The following is an 18,540-nucleotide window of genomic DNA, read 5'->3' as shown; positions in this document are numbered from 1 at the left end:
TCATGCGGCTTCCTCCTCTTGATGTTGGGTTTGCAATGCGCGGGAAACTGTTGAAGCATGGCAGCCGATAAGCTCTGCAATCTCTCGAAGACCTCGCCCCTCCTGCTGCAGATCCCGCGCATGCGCGATCTGCAGCGCATTGAGCTTGGGCTTGCGGCCGAACCTCCGGCCCTAAGCCCTAGCCCGTTCCCTGCCCTCCTTCGTCCTCGCCAGGATGAATGCCCGGTCGAGCTGGGCGAACGCCGACAGCATGGTGAGCATCGCAGCGGCCTGCGGCGCGTTGGTGTTGGCCCACGGCTCGGTCAGCGGCTCGAACGTGGCACCCCTCGCCTCGATGTCATGTACAATATTGAGCAGATCGCGCGACGACCGCGCCAGGCGGTCGATCCTGACCACCGCGAGCACGTCGCCCCGGTCAAGCGCAGCGATGACCCGCGGCAGCTGTGGCCGGTCGGCCCGACCGCAGCCATTACTTCAGTGGAACTACGACGATATCGGCCCGAAACTTGAGGTGGGGCGCGCTGGCCACTCAGGGCCACGCACGCCCCTCATTTAGATTAATTGTCCGCGTCGTACCTTTTTCTTTTCGAGGCTACGCCACGGCTAGTGGATCGTTCGAGCAGGAAGATATCTAGAACTGTTGCGTCGTGGCGAACCTCGTGAAGCAAGTTTAGGAGCTCGGTTAGTACCGCGAACGTTTCTTTCTGCCACCTATCCAAAATCTCCTCTCTCCTCTTTCCCTCCATCCGCCAACTAATCGGATCATCGTCACTTTCCAATGATGAAGCCTCGTGCTCACCCAGCGAGAAACGGCATAGACGATCAAACTTCCGTCGCGCGACTGTCAGACGATCCGCGTATTCGTCAACGTTATACTCAGGGAGTTCACCGTAATCGGACAGCAAAGCGACACGGCTCTTGTTCTCTTGAATGTCGATTTTCTTTCGAGCTGACATTTTGGATGTTACCTTCTGATTCAGAGCCACCCTATGTGGCTTGATACTTTACAGGATCAGAAGTCTGGCCCATCGTTTTGGGCGTTTTTCCATTGCATCCTTCACGATGAACGAAGCCATCTTGCTTCGTTGATCATTTACCAAGATCGCTTCGCCGCGAGACGGAGACATCAGTTCGAGAATTGATAAGCAAACTCTCATTTCCTTATCAGTTGCGGCCTCGACAGAGGCCGGCACGAGAATTCCGGTTTCGCCAACGAAAATCCGAGCATGCCGGAATTTGCCCGGCATGCTCGACGCTCAGAGACCTCTCATCATGCAAGTATCGCGAGCACGCCACGTGCTCGCGACGTTAACTCCTCAAGTCGGATAGCTTCACCTTAGTTTTCGACCGCTTGTTCGACTTCCCTTCGATTTTCGCCTTGGTATCTCGGTCGCCTTTGTTGATCGCGACGTCAGCTTCCGCGAGTTCGGCGGTCCCCAATAGATCTCGCACATCACTTAGAATAAATAGGGTCTCATGCAAGGCGCATTTCAACTCCCTCTCAACGTGTCTTATCCCGGCGACTTTCAATCTGGCCTTCTCCTGCCACGTAGTCACATCATCACCCGATAGGTACTCGTCGAAAACGAACTGTCTCAGGTCATTCATCCTGTCGATTACAGCCGCCAGAGAATCAGACCAATCATCTCCATCGACCCGGGTCAGAAACGTTAGTTCTCTGCCCATTGGACCGCTCGTGATACAAGACGCGTAGTCTTTTCTGAAGTTAGAGATCTTGTCGTAAGCCATACGTTCTTCCTGTGTTAATCTTGCAATCGTAGCGTCGAAGCTGGTGCTACGCGGACCATTTACAAGTTTGGTTATTTTCGTGGGGTATCTGTGCCTGGCTCTCGTGGCGCCTCACTCGACGACAAACGATCGGGCATCATCCACGGTCAGCTTCTGTCCGACTGCCTCGTGCACGAAGTCACCAGATCCCACCCGGCCGATCATGAGCCCCTCGTCTTCGATCCGAGCTATCAGCGCCATCAAGGTAGCGAGCGCCTTGGCCGCGGTCATCTTGGCACCAAAGATGACGACCAGTTCGTCAGCCAGCTTGTCGTCCGGCAATTCATCAACTAGCACGCCTTGGCTGGCACGAAACAGCCGGGTTGCACGCATATCTGCTGGTTCGGATTCGTCCGCGAAACTGACCCGGTAGTCACCACTGAGACCAAACGACGTAATACCGCTCGCGGCATAAATCATCGCAGTACCGGACCAATCCGCGTCGATGCTCCAATTGTCACGCACTTTCCAGCGCCTTGAGCCGCGCTTCGATTGTTGCTTCCGCATGGCAGAACCCTTTTCATGTCGATTGCTCCCCGGTCGGGGAGATGAAGCGAATTGCTTCATCGTTCCTTTACAAGATTGCCGCGCCGCTACACTGAAACGGCTTTGACCTGGTGACTACCGCGCAAAATTCCCCTTGCACGCAGATTCTGATTCTTTAGAATCTGGTTGCAACTGGTTTTGAATGAGATGGCTGGCAAGCAAGCCAAGACACTTTCGACTGATCATATCGACGATCTCTTGTTTTTCGCCGAGCGCTCTCGGCACCCGCTTCGCACCGTCTGATCGTCCTACTCTCGGTCAAGGCAGGTCTTCGCGCCGCCGAGATCGCCAAGTTGACATGGGCCATGCTGCTGGACCCGAGTGGCGAGGTCGGCAGCACGCTTGAGGTTCGCGACGAGATCGCTAAGAAGCGTGGCGGTCGCGGCATTCCAATTCATCCTGAGCTCCGACAGGCCCTCGTCGAGGCGCGCCTACTATGTAAGGGGCATGGGCCACTCATTCGATCCGAGCGCGGCGGCGCAATGACACCGATGAGCATCGTTGTCTGGTTCAGCCGCGCTTATGACGAGCTCGGGTTCGAGGGATGCTCGTCGCACTCAGGACGTAGAACTTTCATTGCGCGAGCTGCACGTGCGGTCCACAAGGCAGGGGGCTCGTTGCGGGATGTTCAACTGCTGGCTGGGCACCGGTCCATCCAGACAACGCAGCGCTACATCGATGGCGATAGCGATGCCCAACGGAGGCTGGTATCCCTCATCTAGCAACCAACGTTTCGAGTCGGCGCTCGGCAAATACTCTCTCCGGCACGGCATCGGTCGTTGCCAAGCAAAACTCCGATCCACTGGACCGAGCTGAAAGCTTGATCCGGACTGTCTGCGCAGTCGCCGGATCGATGTCATTCCTCGACGAGATCGACGACGAGGCCCGGCACGCAGGTCTAGATCAAGCTGTCGCCCTCGCCGATACGCCCCCGATTTTTGATTGGCTCGTCACGACTTTTAGCTTTCAGGGGATCTCTGACCGTGTTGCGCGGGACTACATTAACAAGCACGGCACGGCGTCCTGGTCTGCGATTGAAGCGAGTGACAGGAACGCGCCCTCATGTCCCAAGCTACGCAGCTATTGGCATTTCGAGGGCTGCCGATACGACAAGACTAGCTTTACATGCTCGGAGCCCGACCACATCGATGCCTGCCCCCTGCCCCGGCCGCACCTTCGGAACGGGCGACTGAACCAAACCGCACATTCGCTTTTCTTGTTCGTCCGCGACCTCGCCGAGGGCGACCTGGTTGGCTGGATCGACCACCAACTGGACAGCGCGAAGGGTGCGACCAGGGCCGAGCTGGAAGCCGCACGGCAGGAAGCCTTGATCGGTCCTCTTCGGAACGTCTACGGCGTGTCCGACAAGATACTCATGATGACGCTTTCCACGCTGCTGATCGGCGCGGGCGCGCATCGGCCGCTCTGGCTTGAGACCGGTACGGCGATGATCGCGGTGGACACGCTGGTTCACAACTTTCTGCATCGCACGGGCATTCTACAGGACAGCGGCGGTGCTCACGCTTATGGCGCTGCGTGCTATGGCCCTGGTGGCTGCGCTGAAATCATCAGAACCGTGGCCGACCGTATCGATACGCGCACGTTGAATCCTGCATTCCCGCAGAAGTTTGCGCGATTTGTGCAGAACGCCATCTGGCGGTTTTGCTCAGCCGACTGTCTGAACCTGTGCAACGGCAACCGAATTGACGACCGGCAAGCCTGCCAGATCGGCTATTGCCACCTGCACCAAAGATGCGACCGAATACCGCTAAAAACGGCAAAAATTGACGTTAAAACAGTTACTTAGAGTGTCACCGCAGCGAAGGATTCGCTTGAGGCGGTAGCGCGTTTCGTCTATACTCGCTCTACAAGGTCTAACAACGACTTTGCAATTTATAGTGGAGATACTTCCGTGATTAGTTTGCCTAGGCGGGCACCGGGCCTGCCACCGTGGCCAAGCCACGACATCGCTAGAACCGCAGACCACGGGGCCCTATTGGGCCCCGTCTGCTTTTGAGGAGGAGAAAGATGGGAAAGCAGCCAGAGAAGAAGACGGCCAACGCTCCAGACAAGCTCTTTGTCTTCGGCCTTGATGAGGACGGCAAGCCAAGGGGTGCTCGGTTTGCGGAATTCAACGAGAAAGTCGTCAGCGCCGCGGCCCAAATGAAGTTGGCGTCCGTGCACCCAGCTTCGCCAGCAGTCGCAGAGATCGGAATGAAGCTGCCCGTGGGAAGGCTGTACGCCAGCGGCAAGGCATTTGTGCCACCGGTCCGGCGCGATCTCCTGGGGAAGCTCAAAGCAGCGCTCGAAGCGCCTGGAGACGAAAGCCAGGTTCAGCAACCCGCGCCAGCGCAAGCCGCCGAGAAGGCGAAGGCGGCTAGCGGGGTCGTCGCTGCTGGACTGCCGCGAACCTGGGGGAGCATCGAGGTCGGCCAACTGGTACTCGTTGAGGACGATGACCCCGGATATGGCTGGTGGCCTTGCTTGGTAACCGAGCGGAACAAAGACGTCTTAACGCTTCGCCTTCGCGATTATCCGGACAAAGGCACCTACGTCCGCCACATAGCCCAAGTGGGGCTCGTGAACCCCGGTCCAGAGTAACTTGCTCGACTAGCTCCCAAGCCCGGACCACGGCCCGGGCTTTTGCAATCTGACCATGCCTGATGCTGAGCGGACGCGAGCCGGGCACATCAACCAACACAAATTATTTGGAGAACAACCATGTCCATGCACACGGACACGGATCACATACGCGCGCTTAACGACGAGCTCAGGAAGCACCTTCTCGGCGGCGGAGCCGTCATCACAGCAGGCATTGCCGAACTAGGCCACGAGGCCGTCGAACGCTTGGTCAAGACCATCGCAGTCTTCGACGACTTTTGCCACGCCAACGATCCGCACGAGGAGCACGACTTCGGCGTCTTCGATTTCGACGGGACCGCCGTGATGTTCAAAATCGACTATTACGATAAGTCCTTGAACTTCCACTCCCCAAACCCGGCGGACCCTTCCGTCACCGAGCGTGTCATCACGATTATGAAGGCGGACGAATACTAGCGTCCTCCTAATCGACCAAACATATCCTCACTGCTCGCTCAAGAGTTTCACGAGCGGCACCGACAAAGCCTCAGCAATTCGAGCCATCGCCAAAAGGCTGGGGTTACGCCGCCCTCGCTCGATCCCGCCGATGTAAGTCAAATCCAGGTCAGCTTCGAACGCCAATTTCTCTTGGGTCAATCGACGCTGCTGGCGAATACGCCGGACATTCTTGCCAACAATGACGCGCCAATCCTGCATTGCGGGATGGAGCACCATCGGGCATATAGTCTCTAGGGACTATATTCCCTATTGGCGAGATTTTGGGTCGAAGCGAGGGCGACTTCCAAAACCTATTTCAGAAAGAGGAGAACCAAAGTGACTGAAGAACTCTCTGCACCACCCCCGCTTCCAAATTTCGGAGAAGCAAACAATCCTGGACCAAACGAGTGGTACTACGTCGCGAGCGGCGCTCGGCAGGGGCCGACGACAGCTACGATCATCAGGGACCTACTGAACAGAAAAGAGATCGAAACGGATACGCAGGTCTGGCGGAAGGGCATGCCCGAATGGAAGCCTCTTCGGGAAAGCGACCTTGCTGACTTGGTGGCTGCCGAACCACCTGCGATTTCGTCCCAGCACATTGGCAACGGTTACGTCTGGACGCTGGCTCTCTTGCCACTGCTTTTCGGGGTGATCGAGGCAGCAGTGAGCGCGAGCAACCAGGAAGCCGCGGCTCGCTCTCTGTTACTGGGGTTTCCATATCACCCGAGCAGGGGACTTCCGTTCCAGGTGCCTCTTGTCATCAACGCTCTTCTCGGCTGGCTCGATGATCGCCGGTTGAAACAGGCGGGATATGGTTCTCGGCTAACCCGCGTCACAGCCGTGCTGTTCACGCCGGTTTATCTATTCCTAAGAGCGAAACGCTCGAAGCAGCGCCCCTATTACGCGGTCGCCTGGATCCTCAGTATGATAGTCGGCTTCTTGATCTACGCATCCGTTGAAAGTTAGACCCATTGCTACTGCCGGGCTCCACCCCGAGCCCGGCTCTCTCCCTCCGAGGGTCCATTGCAGTACGACCCAAACGATGGCGTGCGCTTCGCTGACACTTCGTCGGCGACGCGCCAAACCAACTAGGCAAAAGACATGAAATCCATATTCCTGTTGATGTTGTTGCTGTTCTCCGCCGCAGCTTCCGCCGAAGAGGTCAAGATCAAGTGGAAGGGCGACTACCCTCACAACTCGAGCAAGACCTGGACGAAGGACAACCCCTACGACTCCGGCTTCTCAAAGAACTTTAAGAACGGCACGCCCGAAGAGTTCGACGAAGTGCAGAAGAATGGTGAGCTGAATGCATTCATTTACTCGCCAAAAGACGCGCAGGGTTCGGTGCCGTTCATCATTCTGCTGCACGGCTGCGGGGGCCTCAGCACGAGTGCCAAAGAGTGGTCCGCTCACGTTGCCGAACTACTAAATTCGCAAGGCGTCGGCGTGCTCGTGCTCGACAGCTTCACCACGCGCTATGTGGATCAAAGCTGCGGCCCCGCTGACCTGCACTGGGGTCGCCGCCGTGCCGACGATGCCTACTCCGCACTCGATTACTTGATCGAGAAGAAGCTGGCAAAATCCAACGAAGTCTATCTGATGGGTTACAGCAACGGCGGCACGACGACGTTGGTGTCATTGACGACGCGGGAAGCCGACCATCAGCACCACTTTGCTGGCGCCTTCGCGGTGGCCCCAGGTTGCAGTCCATCGTTGCAGCATTCCGCGCTATATACGGGAGCGATTATCTTTATGGGTGACCAAGACGACGCGAACAATCCAAAATGGTGTGAAGAGCTGGCGAAGAAGAAGCGATCAGTTCCGGTGCAGATGGTCGAGTATCGTGGTGCCAATCATGGTTTCCCAGTGAACGCCCCTCCGCACGATTTCATGGGCTGGCACTTGAGCTATAACCCGGTGGCGGAGAAGGACATGATGCAGACCATCATTGCCACCCTGAAGTCAAAGAGGTTCGTCAAAGGCGTAGAGTCCAGATGATCACCGCGGCTCACTGACGACGGCCTTCCATGCTGAGGGTTACCTGATGGGCCAGAGATCAGAACCGACCGGATTCCATCAAGTTTTTGTCCTTGGTCTAGACCGTGATGGAGCACCACGTGGCGCTCGGTTCGCTATCCTAAAGGACAGCATCGTCTCCGCGGCAATGGACATGAATTATCGCGTCCTGATCAACCAACCTAGTACCCACTTTTCTTGGATCGTGAGTCGTGATTCAAGATATGGATGATACCCGAAGCAAGAGAAGTCCACCTTTCGAGGAAAGATCGCAAGGTGCTTGAGGCGTGTTGTCGCTCACCGGTGACGTTGCAGCGCGATTTGAAGCGGGCGCGGATAGTTCTGTTGGCGGCGGCCGGGCGCAGCACCCGGTCGATCGCCAAGGAAGTTGGGGTCCAGCCGCGGATTGTCAGCCTTTGGCGGCATCGCTATGCCGACCATGGCCTTGAAGGGCTGCGAGACAAGCCGCGGCCTGGCAAGCAGCCGATTTATACGAAGACGACCGACAAGCGGATTCTGAAGCTGCTGGATAAGCCGCCCCCGGATGGGTTTGCGCGCTGGACCGGCCCTCTGCTGGCCGAGGCGCTGGGCGATGTTGACGTCCAATATGTCTGGCGGTTCCTGCGCAGCCACAAGATTGACCTCGCGGCTCGCAAGTCCTGGTGCGAGAGCACCGACCCGAACTTTACGGCCAAAGCCGCCGATGTTGTTGGCCTCTATGTCGCCCCGCCCGCGAAGGCCATTGTGCTATGCGTGGACGAGAAGCCCTCGATCCAGGCTTTGGAGCGAGCGCAGGGTTATCTGAAGTTGCCCAATGGCCGCGCCTTGACCGGCCAGAACCACGATTACAAGCGGCATGGCACCACAACATTGTTTGCGGCGCTCGAAGTCGCCACCGGAAAGATCATCGCGGCTCATTCAAAACGACGTCGCCGCGTCGAGTTTCTCGACTTCATGAACAGCGTCACCGCGGCCTTTCCGGACCGAAAGCTTCACGTCATTCTCGACAACCTCAACACCCACAAGAAAAACGAACATTGGCTCAAGGCCCACCCCAACGTGCAATTTCATTTCACGCCGACAAGTGCGTCCTGGCTCAATCAGGTCGAGGTATGGTTTTCGATCCTGCAGGGGCAGTCGCTTAGCGGCACCTCCTTCACAAGCCTCAAGCAGCTTCAGGAACACATCGATGCCTATGTCAACGCGTACAACGACAAAGCCGAGCCCTTCGTCTGGACCAAGAAAAAGGTCCGTCAACGCCGTTTCAAAGGCCGCCGTATCACTCAGCTCTGATTCCGGGTACTAGGGCCGTCTCCGCGCTTGGCATGCGACTGCCGGTCGGAACTGTTTGCGGCAATGGCAAGGTCGTGAACCTCGTTATCCCAAGCATCAGTCGCGAGCTTTACCAGGCCATATTGGACTCGGTCGGGACTGCGGCTCGGGAACAACGCGCCGCGGAAACGATACCACGCACCCTCCACTGAGCATCGCTATTCCCGCACACGCGATGCACGATGCCCGTCATTTTGCCGACCTTTTCCGTTTCGGAGTGGCCCCGTCACAACGGCCCTTCGTGAAATCAGGCCAGAAAGCGCAACCAATTCTAAACTCGAAAACCTCCGTTTTTGGCGCGAATGTTCGCCTGAGGCGACACACTAATTTCGCGATTATCGCCTGAGAAAAAATCGGAGAAATCGCGATGCCTGCAATCCAAGCCGCGCCTCGACGCACGCCGCGTTTGTCGCCTGATCTGGCCGCTGTTATGGGAAGCTGCGGCTAGACTGAGCCAGAGGAAGGGCCGATTCGAAATATACAACGTTTTGGAGGCAGTTTATTGCGTATACATGGATTGGAAGCGGCGCAAGGCGGCAAAGCGGTCGGCCCGCACCCTCGCTGACCAGCTAGCCTAGACCGTCAGCCCACGCAAGTGCGGGGCTGTTTCTTAGTTATAGCCGCTGGTACCGGCCGATGAACCGCCGTACGAAGAGTCTCCGGTGCCGCTCAACGTCGTCGGACCGTCCGGATTACCATTCGGGTTGCCGTAGTTCGGATGCAGATGAACCATACCGACGGCACCGCGATCAGCCCTCGCGGCCGCTTTATGATGAACCGTGTTTGCAAAGGCGGCCGTCCCCGAGAGGGCGAACGCGGCGGCTAATGCGATTGCGGTGAGTTTCATGTTTGTGTCCTTTCGTGTAGATCGTCGTGCCCCCTTGACCTGTAGATAAGAGACAATCTCGATCGTCCCATTAAATTCTTCTTTATGCGCGATAGAAGCGGCCAAGACGCTCGCAGCAGCACTCCGTTGGGAGTCGCCGATCACGAAATCAGATGCAAGGCGCTGACGCCTTGCCGTTGGTCCTGGTGAGTTAGCCAAGATTACTTTCTTTATAATCGCTTTCGCGCTCGCCAATCTCGATGTTGAGAGTGGGCATCCAGGACAATGAAGACTCGATATGAAGATGATATCGATGACCGCGATCGCTGCAGTAATTGCTCTTTCAATTGTGGCTTTCGGCGCGACGGAAACTGCGAAGGCGGGCCCCATCGTTCCCCCGGGACATGACTGTCTCGAATATGCTGAAGGAGGCACGGATTGCAGCTTCACGAGCTACGCGCAGTGTGAGGCGACCGCTTCGGGCCTCGCCGCCGAATGCTATGCACCCGCAGTTCGCGATGATGAGCATTGGCGATGGCAAGGCCGAGGTGTCGGCCAGTAGCAGCTAACAGCAAGAAGAAGCCCTCACCCTCAGTTCGTCCGCCCCTCGGGCGCGCCGAGGTCGCGCTGTTCACTCATGCCTGTCGGGACAAATGATCTCCAACCGACCGCCCTGGCCGGAGTGGATCACAAGACGAAAGCCGTGCAACTTCACGATCGCGGCCACCAGATTCAGGCCAAGGCCCACGCCCGGCGTACTTCGGATCTTGTCGGATCGATAGAAACGCCGCAGCACCGCCTCGCGCTCCTGCTCACTGATGCCGGGGCCAGTATCGGTCACGCGCACGATGGTTTCGCCATCGCCACGCAACAGTTCGATATCCACCTTGCCGCCTTCGGGCGTAAACTTGATGGCATTGTCGACGAGATTGGCGACCGCTTCGAGCAAGAGATCCCGGTCGCCGCCCACGTAAAGCCGGTGTCCCACATCGACCCGCAAGCTGATATTCTTGTTTTCGGCGATCGGTTCGTAGATATCGCAGACCTCGCGCAGCATTTCGTGCAACGGGACAATACCGAAGGCCGCCGACCGCCGGCTGTTCTCGATTGCGGCCAGGCGCAACAGCGCTGTGATGATCGTCAGCGACTGATCGATGTTCGCGACCGCCTTGTCCGCAACCGCCTGGAGCTGTTCCATCGTCGTTGCGTTGGTGCGGCCGCGCTCGAGAGCGAGCCGCGCCCGCGTCAGTGGCGTGCGTAAATCATGGGCGATGTCGTTGCCTACCCCGGCGAGCGCGTGGATCATCGTTTCCATTTCATCAAGCATGCCATTGACGATGGCCGCGAGCCTCGAAAACGGATCGTCGACGTCACGGTGCGGAAGCCGCTCACGCAGATCGCCGGCGATGATACGCTGAACATGCTGATTTACATCTTCGACGCGCTCCTGAGCCCGCATGCTCAACCACGCACCAGCCAGCAGGCACAGGCAAAACGCCGGCAACAGACCCAGCGCAAGCGCCTGACCGACAACATGGGAAATTTCCCTGGTTTCGTCGACCTCTCGTCCGATCGCCAGCGCATCGCCATTCGGCATTCGGCGGGCGACCGCGCGGATCGCGCGCGTCTCTCGACCGGCCGGCAGCGTTCGGACGACCGAGAGGCTCTGGACCGAATCATTCATCTGGAGCCCTGGTGGGAACTGTTCCAGATTGCCCGTTATCCTGCGGCCATCCGCGGCGAACAACCCGGCATATTGCACGCCACGGGAATCCTGCCTTAGATGCTCGTCGATCGCATCCAGGCGCCGTTCACCGGGCAACGCCGCGATAACGTTGAGTTGCCTCGCGATCATTCGGTCAGATCGCGCGATCAGGTATTGATCGGTCTGCCAATAGATGAAGCCGAACAGCGCGATGACGAAAACCGCGAATGCGCCGGTCACCGCCAGCGCTCGACGGAAGGTAATTGAACGTATGATTTGCGCCTGAAGCATCTGATCTCGCCGCGTGCACATTCTATTTGATGCCCGCGGCGGCGCGTTGCCCCCCGGCCATCGGAGCCTATGGTCCGGTGCGAAGGATAAAGCCGGCACCGCGAACATTGTGGATCATCGGCACTTCTTCCGGTCCGTCCACCTTGTGACGCAGCCGCCCCATATGCACGTCCACCAGGTTCGTTGCCGGAACGAATTTGTAGTTCCAGACCTCCTCCAAAAGCATGGCTCGCGTCAGCAGCTGGTCGCTGCGTTGCATCATATATTCGAGCAAGCGAAACTCACGCGGCAAAAGATCGATCACCCGGTCGCCGCGTTTGGCGGTGCGCTCGATCAGATCCAGTTCCAGCGGTCCTACCCGCAACGTCGTGTCGCGCGATTCCGCCGGTCTGCGCAGCAACGCCTCCACTCTGGCGACGAGCTCGACGATCGCGAACGGTTTGGTGAGATAGTCGTCGCCGCCCATCCGCAATCCGCGCACGCGGTCATCCACCGCGCCGAGCGCACTCAGCACCAGTACCGGCGTGCGCACCTGGTCCTTCCGGAGCGCTTCGATGACCGTAAGGCCGTCCATTCCGGGCAGCAGCCGATCGACGATCATGGCGTCCGGCCTAGAAGATCGTGCCTTGTCAAGGCCTTCTATACCGTTGGCCGACCACTCGATTTCAAAACCGCGGTCGGCCAGTTCGGCTGTGATTTCCTCAGCCGTCTCGCTGTCATCCTCGATCAGCAACAATTTTGTCATCAATCGATTCCCGACTGCGGCGAAGACCGTCGCAGGGTTTGAGGTTGCTGTTTCCACGACTGCACGCTTGCCCGAGACCGCTGCCATTCAACGACCCGCAACTGTCATTGGCTTCTCCCGAAGGGAGCCGGACAGCGCCGCCCGCCTTTCGGGGGCAAAAGGCGTGGCGTCGCCGTCCGCTCGGCGGCATCTGCCCACCGCCTGAGGGGGCAAGCGGTGGGGCCGCTCGCTAAAAAAATAGCCCTCATGAATGAGCCGCACCATTAAATAGCATTTTAGAATTGCCGTGGCAGGTCGATCAAAGCGGGGACGACTGTTCGCGGATCCGGTTCAAGGATTGGACCAGTCAGCAGCCCGGCGGCGATACGCCCGGCGTCGCCGCGGCGCCCGTGGCGTTGGCCGGTGCCGTCGTGCCGGGCGTCGCCAGGTTCATCGTCCTGCTCTCGGCGCATGCCGACGTGTTCGGCGTTGGCATAACCGCCACTATCGGATCGATGCTGGTGCCGCCAAGCTGCGCGATGTCCTGCTGAATCGTGCCGGGCGGCGGGTTCGCCGGAATTGCCGGCGTCGAGAGCGGCAGAGCCGTGCCATTGGTCGGCGGACCTCCCGGCATGGAGCTGCATACGGTAGTCGAGGGACTGCCAATCGGGCTCGTCGGCGAGACGGTCCCGGTCGTCGTGATGACGGTTGGCGTGGCAATGGTTCCCAATGCCGCAGGCATCGTCGCAGTCGGTGACATCGTCATGGTCGGTGCCGTCATCGTGGCTATTGTGCCCGGCATGGATGTGGAGATTGTGCTCAGCGCCGTCGATGATGTCGGTACGGGCATCGGCGTAATGGAAGGTGCCGGCAGAGGTGGCACTGCAGGCGGCTGCGGCGCCGGTATGGTCGTGCCAGGAAAATCCGTGATGAATGACGTAGCCGGTTGTGCGGACAGCGGCAGAAATGGTGTGGTCGTGCTTCCGATGAATGATGCGGTGGCCGTGCTTCCAATTATAGATGCGGAAGACGCAGCTGGTGCTGCCGACATCGTCGGCGCCGCGGCTATCGATGGCGTCGTTCCGATTGTGCCGGCCATTGACGACAGGGAAGTAACTGGCACCGCGGGAGTTCCAGGCGTGATTTGCCCTGTCGGTGTGGAACAGGTCACGACCGTCCCCGGAACCGTGGGATCAGAAGCCAGCGGTACCGGCGCCAGCGTCGTGTCGGGTGCGCCTGGCTGTGTGGCCGCGGAGAACGGACTCGGGCCAAAGAGCGGGGAGGTCACGATCGTTCCCGGCGTCGATGAAAGGCCCATGGCAGTGGTGCCCATGGTGGAGACTTGCGCCAGGCTCGCGTGAGCGCCCAACAGCAGCGTCGCCATTGTCAACAGCAAGCGGTGCATCGTCCGTCCTCCGCTGCGCCGATCTAGCTTGTCTGCGCCTTGCGCGCCGCGACCTTGCTGCCTTCCGCGAGGTTCACCATCGGATTGAGGATGACCTGATCGCCCGGCTTGACGCCGTCGTGCACTTCGACCTCCGTGCCGAAGTCGCGTGCGATCGTGATCTTTTGCAGATGGGCGGTGCCGTCCTTGACGACCGCGACATGCAGGCCGTTCTGATCGAATACGACCGCATCGGCCGGTATCGTCATCGATGGTGTCTTGCGCGGAATAAGCAGCTCGACCGTGCAATAGATCCCGGGGCTGAGCGCACCGTCCGGATTGGGGACGTCAATCTCGGTCAGCAGCGTCCGGCTCCCGGGCTGCAACGCGCTCGCGATCCGCGTGACCTTGCCGGGAAAACTCCGGTCCGGAATCTCCGGGACACGAACCACTGCATCGACGCCGGGCCCAAGCCCAAAGGCCTCATCCTGGGGGACGAACACCTGGGTACGGATCACATCAGGGTGCATCAGCGTGAACATGAAGGTCGATCCGGACGTCACCAGGCTGCCATTGTCGATGTTGCGCTGTGTGATCACGCCGTCGAATGGCGCCACGACGCGCTGGTAGGCCTTCTCCTGCTCGAGGATTCGAATCTGCGCCTCCTGGGCGGCAATATTCGACTGAGCTACGCCGACCGCTGCCTGTTGCGCCTGCAGGGTCAGGCGATCGTTGTCGCCTTGCTGAAGCGTGAGCCATCCCTGCTTGACGAGCTTGCTATCGCGCCCGTTGGTGACTTCGGCGAGCTCACGACTTGCCTGTGTTTGCTGCAACGTGGCCTGGTTCTGGGCCAGCGTCGCCTGGGCCTGCGTAATCTGGTGGTCGAGCTCAGGGGCGGTAATCTCTGCCAACAGGGCTCCGGCCTTGACCCGATCGCCGATGTCGACGTAGCGCTTTTCGATGTAGCCGTTGGTGCGCGCAAAAATATTCGCCGCTTCGAATGCGGTCGTCGTCGCCGGCAAGGTGACGGTAATTTTACTATCGCTGGCGCGAATCGTACCCACGCGAACGTCGGGAACCAGGGTACGGCTCTGTTGCGTGGTAGCCGCGACGTCGAACTCGGCCTGGTAGTGGCGCCAACCTCCTATCGCAAGGCCGCCTGCGAGCAGCAGCAGCGCGCTTGCCCCGAATAGCGCGCCTCCGTAACCTCGCCGCTTGGGCGCAGCGTTCGGCAACGTAACAACACGATCGGTTTCCGGATCAGGCCGGTCCTTCGGCACTTCAGTTTTCGGCCGCATACGAGTCTCGGTCATTCCTAAGCTTCCTCGAATACGCCATGGTGAGGCTTTCCGTCGTTGCCCTTGCGCAGCATGGCGAACAGGTAAGGCACGATCAGCAACGTGGTCGGTGTCGCGAACAAGAGGCCGCCGATGACGGCGCGCGCGAGCGCAGCGTTCTGTTCCTCGCCGGCGCCACCGATCGCCATCGGGATCATGCCGACGATCATCGCGGCGGCGGTCATCAGCACGGGGCGGATTCGGGTGTGGCCGGCACTCAGAGCGGCCTCAAAGGCGGAGTGCCCTTTCAGCTGCTGCTCGCGTGCGAAGGTCACGAGCAGAATCGAGTTCGCGGAAGCGACGCCGACCGCCATGATCGCTCCCATCAGCGACGGCACGTTCAGCGTGGTACCGGTGATGAACAGCATCGTGACGATGCCGCAGAGTGTCGCCGGCAGAGCCAGGATCACCACGAATGGATCGCCAAAGGTCTGATAGTTCACAACCATCAGCAAATAGACGAAGACCGCGGCGAACAGCAGCCCGATGCCCAGATTCCGGAACGAGTCGTTCATGCTCTGGATCTGGCCGATCACCTGAATTGAATTGCCGGGCTTCAGTTCCTTCTGAAGCTGGGTCGTCACCTTGTTGATGTCGGCTGCAACACTGCCGAGATCGCGGCCCTGCACGCTGGCATAGACGTCGAAAACCGGCTGAATGTTGGTCTGGTTGGAATTTGTGGCGACCTTGTCCCGCTTGAACGTCGCGACATTGCTCAGCATGCCAGGGACCGTTTGCCCACTCACCGCCAACGAAGTGGAAACCGGCGTGTTCGCGAGAGCATTGAGCGAGTTGACTTTGTACTCCGGCGTCTGCACAGCCAGATAATACGGAATCCCCGAGGTCGGATCGGTCCAGAAGTTGGGCGAAACCTGCTCCGACGAGCTCAGGCTGACATTGATGTTGGTCGCCACGGTGCTGGCATTGAGGCCAAGCTGCGCAGCCCGCGTCCGGTCGATCTGGGCGTAGAACGCCGGCGCGTCGACTTCCTGCTGCAGATGCGCGTCGACGATACCCGGAATTGCAGCGAGGCGTTGACGGAGCTCCCTTGCAACCGAAAGGTTGTTCTTGTCGTAGCCCACCGTCCGGACGTCTATCTGCGCCGGCAGTCCGAAGTTCAGAATCTGCGTTACGATATCGGCCGCCTGGAAATAGAATACGTCCTCCGGGAATGCGGCGGGCAGCACCTGACGCAATTTCTTGACGTAATCGGCGGTTGGTTTGTGGCCCTCCTTGAGCGCTACCTGGATGACGCCGTCGTTGATCCCGATCGTTGAGCCGTCGGCGAACGCCAGATTGAAGGCTCGCGCCGGCAGTCCAATATTGTCGACGATCAGGGAGCGATCCTTTTCCGGAATGACCTCGCGAATCTTGTCCTCAACCGCCTGAAAAATCGCTTCGGTGCTTTCGATACGGGTGCCGGCGGGAGCACGAACGTGGAGCTGGATCTGGCCGCCGTCGATGAGCGGGAAAAAGTCCCGGCCAACGAATAACAGCATCACCGTGCCGAGACTGAGCATCAGGACGACGACGACCGGAACGATAGCCCTCCGCCGAAGCAGCGTTGCCAGCAATTTCGCGTATCCATTACGCAGGTGCTCGAACCCGCGCTCGAATGCGGCGGTCATCCGCGAGAAGAAGCCCCTCGGGGCTCCATCGTCTGCGTGATGACGTTCGCCCTTGAGCAGCAGGCCGATCGTGATCGGCGTTAGCGTCCGCGACAATCCGTAAGAAGCCAGCATCGCAAATACGACGGCAAGTCCCAGCGGCGTGAACAGGTACTTGGCTGGTCCGTCGAGGAACACCACCGAGGTGAACACGCAGCTGATGGCAAGCGTCGAAACCAGCGTCGGCACCGCGATTTCGGCGGCGCCATGCAGCGTCGCCTCGGAGAGCGGCATGCCCTCTTCGGTCCACAGCCGGTGGGTATTCTCGATGGTCACGGTCGAATCGTCGACCAATATGCCGACCGCCAGCGCAAGACCGCCGAGGGTCATGGTGTTCAACGTTTCGCCGAGAAAGTACAGCACCACGAGCGACGACAGGATCGCCAGCGGAATTGAGATCATCACGACCAGCGTCGATCGCCACGAACCAAGGAAGACAAGGATCATCAGCGCCGTGAGGCCTGCCGCAATGGCGCCCTCACGCAGCACGCCGGTGACCGAGTTTGTAACGAAGATCGACTGGTCGAACAGCTCGTTGACCTTGAGTCCGGCCGGTGCGGAGGCGCGGATCGCCTGCATCGCATTCTTCACGCCGTTGACGACCGCCAGCGTCGACGCATTGCCGTTCTTGATCACGCTAAGCAGAACCGAGCGACGGCCATCCTCGCGCACGATGTTCTGCTGCACCAGCGATCCGTCGCGGACCTGCGCCACGTCCTTCAATAAAATGGTGGCGCCGTTGGCGAACTTGACCGGTATCATGTTGAGGTCGTTAATCGACGCGGGCGTGGCGTTGGTTCGCACCGTATACTGGGTGTCGCCGATCTTGGCCGTTCCCGACGGCAGCGTGAGGTTTTGCGTATTGACCGCATTGACGATGTCGAGCGGCGTCAGTCCCCGGGAAAGCAGCTTGTCCGGGTCGATATCGACCATGATCTGGCGATATTTGCCGCCCGCCGGCGTCGGCAGGGTGACGCCGGGAACCGGGGCCAATTGCTGACGAACGCGATAGATGCCGAAATCGTAGAGTTGCTGCTCGTTCAGGCTGTCCGAATTGAGACTGAGCTGCAGAACCGGAACGCTGGACGCATTGAACTGCACGACAATTGGCGGCTGGATGCCCGGCGGCATCAGGGCGCGGATGGCATTGGTCGCAGACACGATTTGCGCGATAGCGAGGTCGAGATTGACGTCCGGCTGGAAGTAGATCTTCTGGATCGACAGACCATTGAGGGTCTGCGCTTCCATGTTCTTGATGCCGTTGACGTTGGCGCTGATGGAATATTGGCTGTAGGTGCTGACGCGCTGTTCCATTTCCGGCGTGGTGAGGCCGGTGTACTGCCATATGACAGTCACCACCGGAATGCGGATTTCCGGAAAAATATCGGTGGGCATCGATCGGATGGCGGCGACACCGAGAAACAGGATCAGGGCTGCCAGCACATAGAAAGTATGCGGAAACCTCAGCGCAAAACGAACAATGCCCATGATTTATCCTTGCAGCGCAGCCCGCAAAAGAGGCCCTACGACGGGAGTCGGCTATGAGACATTTTCATTCCGCCATCGCCGTCAATCGGGACGGATGCGTTTGCGGACAAAGGAGCGTGAGAACAGAACCATCTTTACCACCGGACATAGTCAGCCGTTGCGTGCGCGAACTTTTCCACGACCACGCCTTGAGAGTTTCCCAGGTATTTTCTTTGGAGGGTCGCCCCACCGAAAACTTCCGGCAACAGAACAGGGGCCAGATGCCGCTCCGACAATGGTCGGACACCGACACGTTCTCAATTAAAAACCAATTTAGAATTCCAAGCAGGTTTCTGCCATCGCACGACGCACCGAT

General features: G+C 59.0%; 19 protein-coding genes and 2 pseudogenes. 9 read left to right on the top strand and 12 right to left on the bottom strand.

What is annotated here, in order from left to right:
* The 5 genes and pseudogenes from V1289_RS24990 to V1289_RS24970 all read right to left on the bottom strand — a co-directional run bounded on the left by V1289_RS24990 (position 1) and on the right by V1289_RS24970 (position 2,295).
* Positions 1-111 (bottom strand): helix-turn-helix domain-containing protein, encoded by a 111-nt coding sequence (locus V1289_RS24990; protein ID WP_334407661.1) that lies wholly within the window; start codon positions 109-111, stop codon positions 1-3.
* A gap of 60 nt (positions 112-171) precedes the next feature.
* Positions 172-444: pseudogene (locus tag V1289_RS24985) on the bottom strand (recombinase family protein); the annotation flags it as partial.
* Between the two features lie 560 nt (positions 445-1,004).
* Positions 1,005-1,247 carry a hypothetical protein gene (locus V1289_RS24980; RefSeq protein WP_334399694.1) on the bottom strand — a complete coding sequence of 81 codons (243 nt, stop codon included), beginning with the start codon at positions 1,245-1,247 and terminating at the stop codon, positions 1,005-1,007.
* A gap of 61 nt (positions 1,248-1,308) precedes the next feature.
* Entirely contained in the window at positions 1,309-1,749 is a 441-nt protein-coding gene (locus V1289_RS24975; protein WP_334399693.1) for a hypothetical protein, read from the bottom strand.
* A 111-nt stretch (positions 1,750-1,860) separates the two neighbouring features.
* Entirely contained in the window at positions 1,861-2,295 is a 435-nt protein-coding gene (locus tag V1289_RS24970; protein ID WP_334399691.1) for a hypothetical protein, read from the bottom strand.
* Positions 2,296-2,573: 278 nt separating this feature from the next.
* On the opposite strand from V1289_RS24970, the gene V1289_RS24965 reads away from it, so the two are divergent.
* From V1289_RS24965 to V1289_RS24950, 4 genes are all read left to right on the top strand, one after another.
* Complete coding sequence (locus V1289_RS24965; protein WP_334407659.1) at positions 2,574-3,056, top strand: tyrosine-type recombinase/integrase; 483 nt, start codon at positions 2,574-2,576, stop codon at positions 3,054-3,056.
* 131 nt (positions 3,057-3,187) lie between these two features.
* Entirely contained in the window at positions 3,188-4,141 is a 954-nt protein-coding gene (locus V1289_RS24960; protein WP_334399689.1) for a hypothetical protein, read from the top strand.
* Between the two features lie 221 nt (positions 4,142-4,362).
* The gene (locus V1289_RS24955; protein ID WP_334399687.1) at positions 4,363-4,935 is read left to right on the top strand and encodes a hypothetical protein; all 573 of its coding nucleotides are present in this window, start codon (positions 4,363-4,365) and stop codon (positions 4,933-4,935) included.
* A gap of 120 nt (positions 4,936-5,055) precedes the next feature.
* Positions 5,056-5,391 carry a DUF3768 domain-containing protein gene (locus tag V1289_RS24950; protein WP_334399685.1) on the top strand — a complete coding sequence of 112 codons (336 nt, stop codon included), beginning with the start codon at positions 5,056-5,058 and terminating at the stop codon, positions 5,389-5,391.
* Positions 5,392-5,418: 27 nt separating this feature from the next.
* On the opposite strand, the gene V1289_RS24945 is transcribed toward V1289_RS24950, so the two are convergent.
* A complete protein-coding gene (locus tag V1289_RS24945; RefSeq protein WP_334399683.1) occupies positions 5,419-5,649 on the bottom strand; it encodes a helix-turn-helix domain-containing protein in 231 nt (76 codons plus the stop codon).
* A gap of 99 nt (positions 5,650-5,748) precedes the next feature.
* Between V1289_RS24945 and V1289_RS24940 the strand changes: the two genes are divergently transcribed.
* The 3 genes from V1289_RS24940 to V1289_RS24930 all read left to right on the top strand — a co-directional run bounded on the left by V1289_RS24940 (position 5,749) and on the right by V1289_RS24930 (position 8,724).
* Positions 5,749-6,381 carry a DUF4339 domain-containing protein gene (locus tag V1289_RS24940; RefSeq protein WP_334399681.1) on the top strand — a complete coding sequence of 211 codons (633 nt, stop codon included), beginning with the start codon at positions 5,749-5,751 and terminating at the stop codon, positions 6,379-6,381.
* Between the two features lie 135 nt (positions 6,382-6,516).
* Positions 6,517-7,413 (top strand): dienelactone hydrolase family protein, encoded by an 897-nt coding sequence (locus tag V1289_RS24935; protein ID WP_334399679.1) that lies wholly within the window; start codon positions 6,517-6,519, stop codon positions 7,411-7,413.
* A 246-nt stretch (positions 7,414-7,659) separates the two neighbouring features.
* Entirely contained in the window at positions 7,660-8,724 is a 1,065-nt protein-coding gene (locus V1289_RS24930; protein WP_334399677.1) for an IS630 family transposase, read from the top strand.
* Positions 8,725-9,373: 649 nt separating this feature from the next.
* Here V1289_RS24930 and V1289_RS24925 read toward each other — a convergent pair.
* A complete protein-coding gene (locus V1289_RS24925; protein ID WP_334399676.1) occupies positions 9,374-9,610 on the bottom strand; it encodes a hypothetical protein in 237 nt (78 codons plus the stop codon).
* A gap of 277 nt (positions 9,611-9,887) precedes the next feature.
* Here V1289_RS24925 and V1289_RS24920 point away from each other — a divergent pair, with 277 nt between their 5' ends.
* Complete coding sequence (locus V1289_RS24920) at positions 9,888-10,151, top strand: DUF3551 domain-containing protein (RefSeq protein ID WP_334399674.1); 264 nt, start codon at positions 9,888-9,890, stop codon at positions 10,149-10,151.
* A 90-nt stretch (positions 10,152-10,241) separates the two neighbouring features.
* Here V1289_RS24920 and V1289_RS49820 read toward each other — a convergent pair.
* The 3 genes and pseudogenes from V1289_RS49820 to V1289_RS24895 form a co-directional block, all read right to left on the bottom strand.
* Positions 10,242-11,585 (bottom strand): annotated as a pseudogene (locus tag V1289_RS49820) (sensor histidine kinase); the annotation flags it as partial.
* 67 nt (positions 11,586-11,652) lie between these two features.
* Positions 11,653-12,330, bottom strand: a complete 678-nt coding sequence (locus V1289_RS24900) for a response regulator transcription factor (RefSeq protein ID WP_309181488.1) — start codon at positions 12,328-12,330, stop codon at positions 11,653-11,655.
* A gap of 346 nt (positions 12,331-12,676) precedes the next feature.
* Positions 12,677-12,943, bottom strand: coding sequence for a hypothetical protein (locus V1289_RS24895; protein ID WP_334399666.1), 267 nt, complete (start codon positions 12,941-12,943; stop codon positions 12,677-12,679).
* Between V1289_RS24895 and V1289_RS24890 the strand changes: the two genes are divergently transcribed.
* Entirely contained in the window at positions 12,942-13,670 is a 729-nt protein-coding gene (locus V1289_RS24890; protein ID WP_334399664.1) for a hypothetical protein, read from the top strand. The genes V1289_RS24895 and V1289_RS24890 overlap by 2 nt on opposite strands.
* A 67-nt stretch (positions 13,671-13,737) precedes the next feature.
* Here V1289_RS24890 and V1289_RS24885 read toward each other — a convergent pair whose 3' ends face one another.
* Positions 13,738-15,006 (bottom strand): efflux RND transporter periplasmic adaptor subunit, encoded by a 1,269-nt coding sequence (locus V1289_RS24885; RefSeq protein WP_334399662.1) that lies wholly within the window; start codon positions 15,004-15,006, stop codon positions 13,738-13,740.
* Positions 15,007-15,008: 2 nt separating this feature from the next.
* Positions 15,009-18,185 (bottom strand): efflux RND transporter permease subunit, encoded by a 3,177-nt coding sequence (locus V1289_RS24880; protein WP_334399660.1) that lies wholly within the window; start codon positions 18,183-18,185, stop codon positions 15,009-15,011.
* Positions 18,186-18,540: the final 355 nt, after the last annotated feature.

The organism is Bradyrhizobium sp. AZCC 2289 (assembly GCF_036924615.1).
In the GTDB taxonomy this organism is placed as follows: domain Bacteria; phylum Pseudomonadota; class Alphaproteobacteria; order Rhizobiales; family Xanthobacteraceae; genus Bradyrhizobium.
This window is presented reverse-complemented; position numbering and strand designations above follow the sequence as displayed.

Coding starts and splice junctions, on each gene's coding strand:
- V1289_RS24980 (WP_334399694.1), bottom strand. CDS start 1,247: ATGCCGGGCAAATTCCGGCATGCTCGGATTTTCGTTGGCGAAACCGGA.
- V1289_RS24975 (WP_334399693.1), bottom strand. CDS start 1,749: ATGGCTTACGACAAGATCTCTAACTTCAGAAAAGACTACGCGTCTTGT.
- V1289_RS24970 (WP_334399691.1), bottom strand. CDS start 2,295: ATGCGGAAGCAACAATCGAAGCGCGGCTCAAGGCGCTGGAAAGTGCGT.
- V1289_RS24960 (WP_334399689.1), top strand. CDS start 3,188: ATGTCATTCCTCGACGAGATCGACGACGAGGCCCGGCACGCAGGTCTA.
- V1289_RS24955 (WP_334399687.1), top strand. CDS start 4,363: ATGGGAAAGCAGCCAGAGAAGAAGACGGCCAACGCTCCAGACAAGCTC.
- V1289_RS24950 (WP_334399685.1), top strand. CDS start 5,056: ATGTCCATGCACACGGACACGGATCACATACGCGCGCTTAACGACGAG.
- V1289_RS24945 (WP_334399683.1), bottom strand. CDS start 5,649: ATGGTGCTCCATCCCGCAATGCAGGATTGGCGCGTCATTGTTGGCAAG.
- V1289_RS24935 (WP_334399679.1), top strand. CDS start 6,517: ATGAAATCCATATTCCTGTTGATGTTGTTGCTGTTCTCCGCCGCAGCT.
- V1289_RS24930 (WP_334399677.1), top strand. CDS start 7,660: ATGATACCCGAAGCAAGAGAAGTCCACCTTTCGAGGAAAGATCGCAAG.
- V1289_RS24925 (WP_334399676.1), bottom strand. CDS start 9,610: ATGAAACTCACCGCAATCGCATTAGCCGCCGCGTTCGCCCTCTCGGGG.
- V1289_RS24920 (WP_334399674.1), top strand. CDS start 9,888: ATGAAGATGATATCGATGACCGCGATCGCTGCAGTAATTGCTCTTTCA.
- V1289_RS24900 (WP_309181488.1), bottom strand. CDS start 12,330: ATGACAAAATTGTTGCTGATCGAGGATGACAGCGAGACGGCTGAGGAA.
- V1289_RS24890 (WP_334399664.1), top strand. CDS start 12,942: ATGGAGCTGCATACGGTAGTCGAGGGACTGCCAATCGGGCTCGTCGGC.
- V1289_RS24895 (WP_334399666.1), bottom strand. CDS start 12,943: ATGCCGGGAGGTCCGCCGACCAATGGCACGGCTCTGCCGCTCTCGACG.
- V1289_RS24885 (WP_334399662.1), bottom strand. CDS start 15,006: ATGACCGAGACTCGTATGCGGCCGAAAACTGAAGTGCCGAAGGACCGG.
- V1289_RS24880 (WP_334399660.1), bottom strand. CDS start 18,185: ATGGGCATTGTTCGTTTTGCGCTGAGGTTTCCGCATACTTTCTATGTG.